Origin of the sequence: Paeniglutamicibacter terrestris, from assembly GCF_012271785.1 — a bacterium.
GTDB classification, from domain to species: domain Bacteria; phylum Actinomycetota; class Actinomycetes; order Actinomycetales; family Micrococcaceae; genus Paeniglutamicibacter; species Paeniglutamicibacter terrestris.
In genome coordinates, this window is record NZ_JAAWVT010000005.1 from 208,298 (window position 1) to 220,695 (window position 12,398).

Below are 12,398 nucleotides of genomic sequence, written 5' to 3' on the forward strand. Positions count from 1 at the left end.
TACTGAATCTCGGGTACTTGTGTTGTGCGCTTCTCGGTCTTCGGAAAGGACCCCCAGTCGATGGCATTACACGGCCTGCGCACCGCCTTGCGAAACGACACCTCTTTTTCCCGGGTCAGCTCCAACGCCGCAACCTCATACGCTGCGCGTGCTAATGAGCTGGAGATCGCTGCCCCCACCGGCATGCGCGCAGTCCTTACCGCCGAGACGGCAGAGGCGCTTCGTGGCAAGGTCGAGGGCGGAATCGTGTTGGCGGTGACGGCCACCGGCCGTGAAGCCGAGGAGTTGGTGGCTGCCCTTCACAGCTTCCTGCCAGAAGCTGCTGTGGCGGAGTTCCCTTCATGGGAAACGCTTCCGCACGAGCGGCTATCTCCGCGCTCCGACACCGTGGGGCGCCGTTTACACGTGCTGCGCCGGTTGGAAACTCAGGACCCGATGCTGCAGGTCGTGGTCGCTCCGATCCGCGCGGTCATTCAGCCGCTGGTGGCCGGGCTGGGAAAGTTGAAACCCGTCGAACTGGCGGTGGGGGATGAATACGAGTTCTCCGCTGTAGTTCGGGCGCTGGCCGATGCCGCCTATGCACGCGTCGACATGGTCACCCACCGCGGTGAGTTCGCCGTGCGTGGTGGCATTCTGGATGTTTTCCCGCCCACGTTGAACCACCCGGTACGTATCGACTTCTTCGGCGATGAGATTGAAGCGATGCGCTACTTCTCCATCGCCGACCAGCGCTCGCTGGAGCAGGAACCGCCCACCCGTATCCAGGCCCCACCATGCCGCGAATTACTGATCACCCCCTCGGTGATGTCCCGGGCCGCCAAGCTTCAAGCCGAAATGCCCGCTGCGCGTGACATGCTGGCAAAAATTGCCGGTGGTGTAGCCGTGGAGGGCATGGAAGCACTGGCCCCCTTGCTTGTTGACGCGATGGTGCCGTTACTCTCGCAACTGCCCGCCGAATCCATCGCCGTGGTCATGGAGCCCGAACGAGTCCGAACCCGCGCACACGATCTTGAAGCCACCAACGCGGAGTTCTTGGCCGCAGCATGGGCCACCGCCTCCGACGGTGGAGCCGCACCGCTAGATATCTCTCAAGCCCAGGCGCAGGCCGCAGCGGCCGAGCTTGAAGCGGGGAACTTCACCTCGCTGGCTCAAACACGAGCCGATGCCATCAGCGCGTCCGTCTCCTGGTGGTCGCTGACCTCCCTGGGGGCCGACGCCGAGCTCTTGCCCGAGGCCGACTCCATCCGCCTGAACGCCCGCGAGCCGCGCGGCTATCAGGGAGATGTGAGCGAAATGCTGGAGTTTATCTCCGGGCGGATCAAGGACAACTGGTCGATCGTGGTGGCCACCGACGGGCCCGGCCCCGCGCAGCGGCTGGCCGAACTCTTCCATGACGCCAACATTCCCACCCACCGTATTAACTCACTGGATGAGTTGCCCACCCCGGGGCTCATCGAAATCACCACGGCACAGGCCGGGCGCGGGTTCGCGATGGATGAGCTGAAGCTCGGCTTCCTCACCGAGGCTGATCTCTTGGGCCGTTCCAGCGCCTATGCACCGCGCGGGGCCAAGCGTCTTGCCTCCAAGAGGCGTAACGCCGTTGACCCGATGACCCTGACCGAGGGTGACTATGTGGTCCACGAACAGCACGGCATCGCCAAATTTGTGGAGCTGATCGCCCGCAAGGTTGCCGGGGGAGCCGAGGCCAAGCGCGAATACCTGGTGCTTGAATATGCGCCGTCCAAGCGTGGAGCGCCGGGGGATAAGCTCTTTGTCCCCACCGACCAGCTGGACCAAGTCACTCGCTACGTCGGCGGGGAAGCGCCGAGCCTCTCCAAGATGGGTGGCTCGGACTGGTCAAGCACCAAGTCAAAGGCGCGCAAGGCCGTTAAGGAGATTGCCGGGGACCTCATCCGGCTGTATTCGGCCCGCATGGCAACCCGTGGGCACTCCTTCGCCAAGGACACCCCTTGGCAGTCGGAGCTTGAGGAGGCCTTTGCCTATGTTGAGACCCCGGACCAGCTGACCACCATCAACGAGGTCAAGGCCGACATGGAGCGTGAGATCCCGATGGACCGACTCATCTCCGGCGACGTGGGCTTCGGCAAAACCGAAATTGCAGTCCGTGCCGCATTTAAGGCAGTCCAAGACTCCAAGCAGGTCGCCGTGCTGGTTCCCACCACGCTGCTGGCCTCCCAACACCAACAGACCTTTACCGAACGCTACTCCGGATTCCCGGTACGAGTGAAGACGCTCTCGCGCTTCCAAAGTGCCAAGGAGTCCAAGGAGATCATTGAGGGGCTGAACAATGGCACCGTCGACGTGGTCATCGGCACCCACCGGCTGCTCTCGGACACGGTGCAGTTCCGTGACCTGGGGTTGGTGATTGTTGATGAGGAGCAGCGCTTCGGAGTTGAACACAAGGAACAGCTCAAGAAGATGCGCACCAACGTGGACGTGCTCTCCATGTCCGCGACCCCGATCCCGCGCACCCTGGAGATGTCCCTGACCGGGATCCGGGAGACCTCCACGCTGGCCACCCCGCCGGAGGAACGCCACCCGGTGCTCACCTATGTGGGTCCGCGCACCGATAAGCAGATCTCCGCTGCCATCCGCCGCGAGCTGATGCGCGATGGTCAGGTGTTCTTTGTGCACAACCGCGTCTCCTCGATCGATAAGGTCGCCTCCGAGCTGCGCGAGCTGGTCCCCGAGGCCCGCATCGAGGTGGCCCACGGCAAGATGAGTGAATCGCGGCTGGAGAAGATCATCCAGGACTTCTGGGAGAAGAAGTTCGACGTGTTGGTCTCCACCACCATCATCGAAACCGGCCTGGATATCTCCAATGCGAACACGCTGATCGTGGACCGGGCCGATAACTACGGGCTGTCGCAGTTGCACCAGCTGCGTGGTCGTGTGGGTCGCGGACGTGAGCGCGCCTACGCCTACTTCCTGTGGAATGCGGAGAAGCCGCTGGGCGAGGTGGCCCTGGAACGACTCAAGGCGGTCGCCGCGCACAACGAGCTCGGCTCGGGCTATCAGCTGGCCATGAAGGACCTGGAGATCCGTGGGGCCGGCAACCTGCTGGGAGGCGAGCAGTCCGGGCACATCGCCGGGGTCGGCTTCGACCTCTACCTGCGCCTGGTGGGCGAGGCCGTGGCCGACTTCAAGGGCGAGGCGGATGAGAAAACGACCGAGATGAAAATCGAGCTGCCGGTCAACGCCCACCTGCCGCATGACTATGTGCCAGGCGAGCGGCTGCGTTTGGAGGCCTACCGGAAGATCGCCGCCGCCACCGACTTCGTTGCGCTCGAGGATGTGCTGGCCGAGCTGGTGGATCGGTACGGTCAGCCTCCCGCCCCGGTGCTGAACCTGTTGGAGGTGGCACGGATCCGTATTCGGGCTCGGGCCTTGGGCCTGAGCGATGTGGCGATGATGGGCAATATGATCAAGTTCGCTCCGGCGGCCATCGCGAACCTCCCCGATTCTCGGCAGCTGCGCCTGGCCCGGATGTATAAGGGAGCGGCGGATAAGCCGGCCCTTGACGCCATCGTGATTCCCAAGCCCGTGACATCCCCGATCGGCGGGCGGGATGTGGTGGATGAGAAGTTGCTGGAATGGGTGTCCGCCGTGCTCAGCAACATCTTTGAGGTCGAAGCGGTCCGCAGCAAGGCCTAACGGCAACGGGTCTAACCCGTTGCCGGGGGCGCGGTGGTTAACCACAAAGCCCCGGGTTCCCACCGGCAGTGCGGTCAGCGCAGGCGGTGGGAACCCGGGACCCAAGAAGTCCGGTAAGTGCTTAGACGGTGGAATCTTCGCCGTGGTGGATCAGCACCGGGCATTTGGCATGTGCGGCCAGCGAGCTGGATACCGAGCCCATGACCAGGCCCTTAAATCCGCCGCGGCCTCGAGTGCCGAGTACCAGCAGTGCTGCGCTCTTGGAGGCTTCGATGAGGTTTGGTGCTGCGGGTCCCATGATCACTTGGCGCCCCAGCTGCGCCGGGACATGCTCGCCGAAGGCCTCCGTGATGGTGGCTTCTAGGGCATCGCGGGCGTCTTGTTCCGGTGCCCACTCGGGGGTGTAATCCTCCAGTGCGATGCGGGGCAGCCACGAGGTGAAGGCCACGAGGTCGTGATCTAGCTTCGCCGACAGCTGTGCGGCGTAGCGCAGGGCGCTGACCGACTGCGGGGATCCGTCGACGCCGACAATAACGGTGTTGCGGGCAGTGTTCTCCATGATGAAGCGCTCATTTCGTCAAGCTGTTCCGGATGGTTCAACGACTCCTCTGTGGGAGCGTTGGCTTCATCATACCCCGCGCCCTCCAAACTTTTCTACGGCTTGTAGAAAAGTGTCGTGAGGGTGCCGGAGACACCAAAAGGGGAGGCGGGCCACCGGCTTCAGACTAGCTTGCCCACCGGCGTGATGCCGGTTTAGAGCTAGGCTGTGCGGTGCGCCCGCCTCCCCTGATGGGAAAGCTGCTGCGCGGAATTAGTCCTGGTGCGCGGTCTTGGTCGGGTTGCGGTCCGACATGCCCAGGATGTGCTGCGGGATACCGAAGGACAAAATGAGCAGCACGAAGCAGGAGATACCCGGGAGCCAGGCGTTCTCCAGCGTCCAGTAGCTCAGTGAGTAGATGGCCCCGATGAACAACACCATGAACACCACCAAAGCAACGATGTTCCCGGTCAGGTGGCCCTGGCCCGAGTGGGCTACGTTCTTGCCGTTCGAGTACACAGCGATTCTCCTCAAGTGATCTGGTTTCAATGCGCGTGCGGAAACCGTTTTTTAGTAACCCGCTGCGCCTTGTTCACCCTCAACAATAGCAACTCCGGAGCTTGAACCAAGACGTGTTGCGCCGGCATCGATCATGGCCTGCGCGGTTTCCAGCGAACGGACCCCTCCGGAGGCCTTTACGCCCATGTCCGGACCGACCGTGGAACGCATCAGTGCCACATCCGCCAGCGTGGCTCCGCCGCCGGCAAAACCGGTGGACGTCTTCACAAAATCGGCGCCAGCTTCTACCGAGGCGAGGCAGGCAAGTACCTTCTGCTCATCGGTGAGCAGCGCGGTTTCGATGATGACCTTCAGGATCGCACCACCGGCGTGCACCGCTTGGGCCACCTCGGTGATGTCGGCCACCAGGGCCTCCTTGTCCCCGGCCTTAGCCGCGGCAATGTTGATGACCATGTCCACCTCGTTGGCACCGTCGTTCACCACGGTGGTGGCCTCAAAGACCTTCGACGCGGTGGGGGTGGCGCCGAACGGGAAACCGATGACCGAGCACGTCAACACGTCCGAGCCGCTCAGCGCCGCGGAAACGGTGGAAACCCAGATCGGGTTCACGCAGACGGACTTGAAGGAGTACTTCACGGCCTCGGCACAGATGCGTTGAACATCGGCGGAGCCGGCATCGGGATTCAGGATGGTGTGGTCAATAAAAGAGGCGATGTTCTGGATGCTCATGGTCGGTGGATCAAACTCCTGGTCGAAGGCGGGGATATGCGGTGTATAGCGGGAAGGGGGGCTGAAGCCCCGGGGAGGTCCTGTGCGCGGCTAACCGCGCAGTAGGGCGGCAAGTTCGTTCTTGATGCGCTCCAGTTGCGCGGCGGCGGTGGCACGGGCGGCCGGCACATCGCTCGCGGTGGCCACCGGCGCGATGACCTCGAGGTAGCACTTGAGCTTCGGTTCGGTGCCCGAGGGGCGCACAATTACTCGGGTGTTATTAACCGTGCCAAAAAGCAGTCCGTCGGTCGGTGGCAGCGTGGCACCCAATGAAAGGTCCTCAAACTCGGTCACGGCTTCGCCGCCCAGGGCGCTCGGGGGAGCGGTGCGCAGTGATTGCATCATGGTGGACAACAGGCCCAGATCAGCCACGCGGACCGAAAGCTGGTCGGTGGCGTGCAGTCCGTGTTTCAGCGCCAGCTCATCAAGCACCTCGGGGAGTGAGGAACCGGTGGCCTTCAGCTCGGCGGCGTAGTCGGCCAGCAGCAGCCCGGCGGACATGCCGTCCTTGTCGCGTACCAGTGCCGGGGCCACGCAGTAGCCCAGTGCTTCCTCGTAGCCGAAGCTGAGCGAGGGCACCCGCGAGATCCATTTAAAGCCGGTCAGGGTGTTGTGGTGCTCCAGGGAATGAGAGCTGGCGATGGCCGCGAGCATGCGCGAGGAGACGATGGAGTTGGCCAACACAGCGCCCGGCGCGGCACGTGCCGCCATTCGCTCGCCCAGCAGCCAGCCGACCTCATCCCCGCGCAGCATCCGCCAGCCGGTGAGCGGGAACTTCACTGCCGCCGCACAACGATCGGCATCGGGATCATTGGCGATGACCAGATCGGCGTCGGTTTGTTGCGCCAGCGCCAACGCCAGATCCAGGGCGCCGGGTTCCTCCGGGTTCGGGAAGGCCACGGTGGGGAAATCGGGATCCGGATCTTGCTGTTCGGGAACCAAACGCACCCGCGAGAAGCCCGCGCGGCCCAGCGCCTGGGCCATGGTGTGTCCGCCAACTCCGTGCAGCGGAGTCAGCACGATGCGCAGCGATTCACGCGCCGCAATGAGCGCTTCACTCTGCGCATCGGCGCGCACACCGGGTTCGGGCACCACCGCGGCGATGGCGTCGAGGTAGCGTTCCTCGATCGAATCCGGCGCAGCGGCACCGGGCAGGACCTCCCAGCCGTCCGCGGCCAGAACGATGTCACGAATCGGCTCATCGTGGTTGATCTGCGCGGCGATGGCGGCGTCCACCGGGCTCACGATCTGGGCGCCCCGCCCCCAACCAGTTTCGGCGCGGGCTCCGGTGTACACCTTGTAACCGTTATCGGCGGCCGGATTGTGGCTGGCGGTAACCATGATCCCGGCCTCCGCTTCCAGGGCGCGGACCGCCCAAGCCAGTACCGGCGTGGGCAGCGGAGCGGGCAACAGCTGTACCTCGATGCCGGCAGCGGTGAGAACCGCGGCGGACTCGTGGGCAAAACGCTCCGAGTTATGCCGGGCATCAAAACCGATGACCGCCCGCGGCCGATAGGCACCGGCGGCGGTGTTCAACAAAAAGCGGCCGATGCCCGCCGCCGTGCGGCGCACCACCATGGAGTTCATCCGGTTGGGGCCAGGACCCAACTCGGCGCGCAACCCCGCGGTGCCAAAGGCCAGATTCGTGGCAAAACGGTCGGCCAGTTCCGCCGTAGCGCCCGGCTCGCCACTCCGCACCCGATCACACAATTGCACCAGTTGCGCAGCGGTGTGCCGGTCCGGGTCCTGTGCTGCCCAGGCAGCTGCACGATCCAGCAGGGCTGGGTCTAACGGGTGTGTACTCATGAACGAGGGATCCTTTGGGCCGAAAGAACGTGTGTTGCGGGTGCGTCGGCGGCGGCTTGGCGCCGCCGCCTGCGCTCTGCTGCTGAGCTGCGGTGCTAGTACAGGGTGGCGATGTTAGAGCTTGGCAACGATGTCGGCCAGCAGCGCGGAAATGCGCGGACCCGCCGCTGCGCCGGCTTCGATGACCTCTTCGTGGCTCAGTGCGGTGGCGGAGATGCCAGCGGCCAGGTTGGTGACCAGTGAGATACCGAAGACCTCCATGCCAGCGTGACGCGCGGCAATGGCTTCAAGCGCGGTGGACATGCCGACCAGATCTGCACCAATCACCTTGGCGTACTTCACCTCTGCGGGGGTCTCGTAATGCGGACCGGTGAACTGTGCGTACACGCCCTCATCAAGACTCGGGTCAACCTCGCGGGCCAGAGCACGGATGCGGGTGGAGTACAGATCGGTGAGATCCACAAACGTCGCCCCCTCCAGCGGGGAGGTGGCGGTGAGGTTGATGTGGTCGGCAATCAGCACCGGGGTGCCGGGGGTCCACGCGGGGTTCAGTCCGCCGCAGCCGTTGGTCAGCACCAGGGTCTTGGCCCCGGCGGCGGCGGCGGTGCGCACCCCGTGGACCACTGCGCGCACGCCCTTGCCCTCGTAGAAGTGGGTGCGGGCGCCGAGTACCAGCACGCGTTTTCCGGTGGCGGTGAGCACCGAGGAAATGGTGCCCACGTGTCCCGGGACGGCCGCGGCGTGGAAGCCGGGCAGCGTCGTGGCATCAATGCTGTGGGTGGTTTCACCAATGAGGTTTGCTGCCTCGCCCCAGCCGGAGCCGAGGACCAGCGCGATGTCGTGGTGTGGCACGCCCGTTACGTCGGCGATTTGTGCGGCGGCGGCCGAAGCCAGGTCAAAGGGGGCAGATGCGTTATCGATCACGGGGTTAAACTTACCGGCGGAACCTCGCCTTGTCAGGTGGAGTGCCTCCGAAGCCCGGTCAGCTGCACCGCGGCAGAGAATATTCCGCGCCAATTCGCGGATTCTAGGTTGATTGGGCCCGCCCCTAAAACCGCGCGGTACACCAGCGGATCCGCCGTCACGGGCACTGCGGCTCGCGTGGGCGAAAAATGCGGTGTGCACTTGGTGGCGAGGTAAGGAAGAATGGGTGATCGTGAGTGCACAACGCGATATCTCTTCCCCCAGACTTGTAATTCTCGGCGGTGGCCCCGGTGGCTACGAAGCCGCGATGGTTGGTGCCCAGCTGGGCGCCCAGGTCACCATCGTCGAACGAGCGGGCATGGGAGGTTCTGCGGTTCTGACCGACGTTGTCCCGTCCAAGACGCTCGTCGCCACCGCCGACGCCATGCGCCGAGTCACCGGCGCCCGCGAATTTGGTGTTCAGGTGGGTGATCCCAGCACTCTTGCCGTTGCAGATCTCTCGGTCATGAACGCCCGACTCATGGAGCTGGCGCGTGAGCAGTCCTCCGACATCCACATGGGCCTGGAGCGCGTGGGTGTACGGGTGGTCATCGGCGAGGGAAAATTGCTCGACGCGAGCACCGTTGAGGTGACCCGTGCCGATGGCAGCGTTGAGACCATCGATGCCGATGCTCTACTGATCGCCACCGGTGCGCACCCGCGCGAATTGCCGACCGCCCTTCCCGATGGCGAGCGCATCTTCAACTGGACCCAGATCTACAACCTCAAGGAAGCCCCCGAGCACCTGATCGTCATCGGTTCCGGTGTCACGGGTGCCGAGTTCGCTTCCGCCTACAACCTGCTGGGCACCAAGGTCACCCTGGTGTCCTCACGTGACCGCGTGCTGCCGGGCGAAGATGCCGACGCCGCTGAGGTCCTCGAGCAGGCGTTTAAGAACAACGGCGTCAACGTCGTGGCCAAGTCCCGCGCCGAGGCCGTTGAACGCGTGGGAGACATCGTTAAGGTGACCCTGAGCGATGGACGGGTCATCGAGGGTAGCCACTGCCTGGTGGCGGTTGGCTCCATCCCTAACACCGCCGGTATCGGCCTGGAAGAAGCGGGCATCAAGCTCTCGGAATCCGGCCACATCCAGGTTGATGGCGTCTCGCGCACCACCGCCAGCAACGTCTACGCCGCGGGGGATTGCACCGGCGTCTTCGCGCTGGCATCCGTATCCGCGATGCAGGGGCGCATCGCCATGGCTCACCTGTTGGGCGACTCGGTGAAGCCGCTGAAGCTCACCGAGGTCTCCTCGAACATCTTCACCTCCCCGGAGATCGCCACCGTGGGTGTCACCGAGAACATGGTCGCCGAGGGAAAGTACCAGGCGGACATCATCAAGCTGGATCTGGCCACCAACGCGCGCGCCAAGATGATGAATGTTAACCAGGGCTTCGTGAAGATCATTTCGCGCCGCGGATCCGGAACCATCATCGGTGGCGTGGTGGTTGCCCCGCGCGCCTCCGAGCTGATCTTCCCGATCGCGCTGGCGGTACACAACAAGCTGCACGTTGATGATGTGGCCGAGACGTTCTCGGTCTACCCATCGCTCTCGGGCTCCATTTCCGAGGCCGCGCGCCGACTGCACGTCCACCTCTAGGACAACGCTGCGGGCAGCTGACTGCCCGCCATTGACTCTAGGCCTAGGCCGTCATTCCCGATCATGGGGGTGGCGGCCTATTCTCTGCCCGCGAGTGGTTGGTCCCCCGGACAGGGAGCGCACTCGGCGGCAAGTTCCCAACACACACCGGGAAATTCGTTGACCACGATCGTGCCCTGTGACAAGATGTGTCCAAATAGTGGAACAAGTGTCCAATAGATGGACGCGAGTTCTAAACTAATGAGTAAGTAACTGGCAGGTATCCACCTAGAGAATCACGAGTCATGTCCAACAAGACCACGGTCGCTGCACCGAAAGAAAACACACGCGGTCGCGTGCTGTTTGCCAGCCTCATCGGCACCACCATCGAGTTCTTCGATTTCTACGCGTACGCCACGGCGTCGGTGCTGGTATTCCCGACACTGTTCTTCCCGAACGCCTCGAACGTGAACGCGATCCTCTCCTCCTTCGCGATTTTCGGCGTCGCGTTTGTCGCGCGCCCCGTTGGCTCGGTGCTCTTCGGGCACTTCGGTGACAAGATCGGGCGCAAGGGCACCCTGGTGGCCTCGCTGCTGCTGATGGGTATCGCCACCTTCCTGATCGGCTTCTTGCCCCCGGCCCAAGGTAACTTCGTGGTGCTGGCACCGCTGATGCTGGTGCTGCTGCGCTTCGCTCAGGGCCTGGCCCTGGGTGGGGAATGGTCCGGTGCAGCATTGCTGGCCACCGAGAATGCTCCGGCCAACAAGCGCGCCATCTATGGCACCTTCCCGCAGCTGGGTGCACCGGTTGGCTTTATCATCGCCAACCTGATGTTCGTCATTCTGCAGCTCACCCTGACCACCGAGCAATTTATGGCTTGGGGCTGGCGCATCCCCTTCATCCTCTCCGCAGTGATGGTCGCCATCGGCCTCTGGGTTCGCCTGAAGCTGGTCGAATCCGTCTCCTTCACTAAGGTGGTAGAGCAGAAGAAGGTTGCCAAGTCGCCCTTCAAGACCACGATGAAGTACCACTGGCGCCCGGTGTTGGCAGGTACCTTCATCATGCTGGCCACCTACGTGCTCTTCTACCTGATGACGGCCTTCACGCTGACCTACGGCACGGCACCGGCCACGGTTGAGGCAGCACGCGCCGCCGCCGAGGCCAAGGGCAAGGTCTTCGACGCCGCCGCCGAGGCGGCCTTCGCCCCGGGTCTGGGCATCGCCCGCCCCGAATTCCTGACGATGCTCATCATCGGTGTGGTCTTCTTCGGTATCTTCACCATGGTCTCCGGGCCGCTGGCGGAGAAGTACGGCCGCCGCAAGTTCCTGATTGTTGTCACCAGCGGCATCTTCGTCTTCGGTGCCACCTGGACGCTGATGTTTGGTCCCGGCAAGGCTGCGGCCATGGTCGGCCTGATCCTCGGCTTCACGCTGATGGGTCTGACCTTTGGCCCGATGGCCTCATACCTGCCCGAGCTCTTCCCCTCGAACGTGCGCTACACCGGTTCGGCGATTGCCTACAACCTCTCCTCGGTCATCGGTGCGGCTCCGGCCTCGTTTGTGGCCATTGCGTTGTGGCAGTTCGGCGGCGGAAACACCATGTGGGTGGGCCTCTACCTGGCCCTCGGTGCGGTGCTGACTCTGGTCGCACTGTTCCTGACCAAGGACACCAAGGACGTTGACTACGAGAACAACGTCGCCTAATTTCTCACCCGACTTCCGCGCCCCGCGCTGAAGCCCTGCCTCGCGGCGTCCGCCACCTGATGACAGGTGGCGGACGCCGCGTGCGTTTAAGCCTTGTTCTTGATCCTCGGCAGCCCCGAAAGCTCCGGCAGCTTCGGCGTTATTCGCCCACCTGACCATCGATGCACTCACGCAAGAGATCGGCATGGCCATTGTGTCGCGCGTACTCTTCGATCAGATGGGTCAGGATCCAGCGCACGGAAAGCACGCCGTGTCTCCCGGCTGAGACGGCGTCATCAAGCTCCGCGCGGCTCAGCACCGCATCCGAATACGCCATTTCCGCCTTCCAAGCGTCCATGGACTCTGTCACCAAGAGGGCCTCGGCATCGTTTAGTGCCGGGCCGCGAGGGAAAACAAAGTCGATGTCCGGCGAATCATCAAACCAGTACAGCGGCGCGTCCTTGCTCCCGGAGAGCGAACTACGAATCCAGAAGCGCTCGACGTCGCTCAGATGCCGCACCAAGCCGATGAGGGAGAGTTCTGACGGCGGGACCGAACGGCTCATCAGGGCGCTGTGACTCAATCCGGAGCACTTGAGTGCCAGCGTCTGGCGCTGGTATGTGAGAAAGCCAAGCAGCGTTGCGCGTTCGCTGCCACGCGGCGGGGGATCGGTGCGCGGATCGGCACGTGCCTCGGTCATTGCTTGCTCAACGGTTCGTTTTCCCCAGCGCTGGGCCCGCCATCGGCTGCGCTTTGTTCAGTGGTCATGCTCACCACACTAGGAGCCGGCGGTGCACCGTGGGTGATGACGCACCGGAGCGGACCCGGCGGACACAACCCAGAACAAAAAAGGACGGTGTCGTCCCTC

9 protein-coding genes are annotated in these 12,398 nt (G+C 63.7%); 3 read left to right on the forward strand and 6 right to left on the reverse strand.

Annotation, left to right across the window (positions count from 1 at the left end; translation table 11 throughout):
- The first annotated feature begins 60 nt into the window (after positions 1-60).
- On the forward strand, positions 61-3,675 hold the full coding sequence (gene mfd, locus HED64_RS12295) for a transcription-repair coupling factor (protein ID WP_168152278.1): 3,615 nt from the start codon (positions 61-63) through the stop codon (positions 3,673-3,675).
- 121 nt (positions 3,676-3,796) lie between these two features.
- Here the strand turns inward: mfd and HED64_RS12300 are convergent, their stop codons facing one another.
- The 5 genes from HED64_RS12300 to HED64_RS12320 all read right to left on the reverse strand — a co-directional run bounded on the left by HED64_RS12300 (position 3,797) and on the right by HED64_RS12320 (position 8,230).
- Positions 3,797-4,234, reverse strand: a complete 438-nt coding sequence (locus HED64_RS12300) for a universal stress protein (protein ID WP_132361886.1) — start codon at positions 4,232-4,234, stop codon at positions 3,797-3,799.
- Positions 4,235-4,486: 252 nt separating this feature from the next.
- Positions 4,487-4,732, reverse strand: a complete 246-nt coding sequence (locus tag HED64_RS12305; RefSeq protein WP_168152279.1) for a hypothetical protein — start codon at positions 4,730-4,732, stop codon at positions 4,487-4,489.
- A gap of 51 nt (positions 4,733-4,783) precedes the next feature.
- Complete coding sequence (gene deoC / locus HED64_RS12310; RefSeq protein ID WP_168152280.1) at positions 4,784-5,461, reverse strand: deoxyribose-phosphate aldolase; 678 nt, start codon at positions 5,459-5,461, stop codon at positions 4,784-4,786.
- 90 nt (positions 5,462-5,551) lie between these two features.
- Positions 5,552-7,306, reverse strand: coding sequence for a phospho-sugar mutase (locus HED64_RS12315; RefSeq protein WP_168152281.1), 1,755 nt, complete (start codon positions 7,304-7,306; stop codon positions 5,552-5,554).
- 114 nt (positions 7,307-7,420) lie between these two features.
- Positions 7,421-8,230, reverse strand: a complete 810-nt coding sequence (locus HED64_RS12320) for a purine-nucleoside phosphorylase (protein ID WP_168152282.1) — start codon at positions 8,228-8,230, stop codon at positions 7,421-7,423.
- A 232-nt stretch (positions 8,231-8,462) separates the two neighbouring features.
- Here HED64_RS12320 and HED64_RS12325 point away from each other — a divergent pair, with 232 nt between their 5' ends.
- Together HED64_RS12325 and HED64_RS12330 are read left to right on the forward strand one after the other, a co-directional pair.
- A complete protein-coding gene (locus HED64_RS12325; RefSeq protein ID WP_168152283.1) occupies positions 8,463-9,869 on the forward strand; it encodes an NAD(P)H-quinone dehydrogenase in 1,407 nt (468 codons plus the stop codon).
- 284 nt (positions 9,870-10,153) lie between these two features.
- On the forward strand, positions 10,154-11,551 hold the full coding sequence (locus HED64_RS12330) for an MFS transporter (RefSeq protein ID WP_168152284.1): 1,398 nt from the start codon (positions 10,154-10,156) through the stop codon (positions 11,549-11,551).
- A gap of 139 nt (positions 11,552-11,690) precedes the next feature.
- On the opposite strand, the gene HED64_RS12335 is transcribed toward HED64_RS12330, so the two are convergent.
- Complete coding sequence (locus HED64_RS12335; RefSeq protein WP_168152285.1) at positions 11,691-12,230, reverse strand: DinB family protein; 540 nt, start codon at positions 12,228-12,230, stop codon at positions 11,691-11,693.
- Between the last annotated feature and the right edge of the window lie 168 nt (positions 12,231-12,398).

Bases quoted from the DNA above. Each gene is read 5' to 3' on its own strand.
- mfd (WP_168152278.1), top strand. From the start codon at position 61: ATGGCATTACACGGCCTGCGCACCGCCTTGCGAAACGACACCTCTTTT.
- HED64_RS12300 (WP_132361886.1), bottom strand. From the start codon at position 4,234: ATGGAGAACACTGCCCGCAACACCGTTATTGTCGGCGTCGACGGATCC.
- deoC (WP_168152280.1), bottom strand. From the start codon at position 5,461: ATGAGCATCCAGAACATCGCCTCTTTTATTGACCACACCATCCTGAAT.
- HED64_RS12315 (WP_168152281.1), bottom strand. From the start codon at position 7,306: ATGAGTACACACCCGTTAGACCCAGCCCTGCTGGATCGTGCAGCTGCC.
- HED64_RS12330 (WP_168152284.1), top strand. From the start codon at position 10,154: ATGTCCAACAAGACCACGGTCGCTGCACCGAAAGAAAACACACGCGGT.
- HED64_RS12335 (WP_168152285.1), bottom strand. From the start codon at position 12,230: ATGACCGAGGCACGTGCCGATCCGCGCACCGATCCCCCGCCGCGTGGC.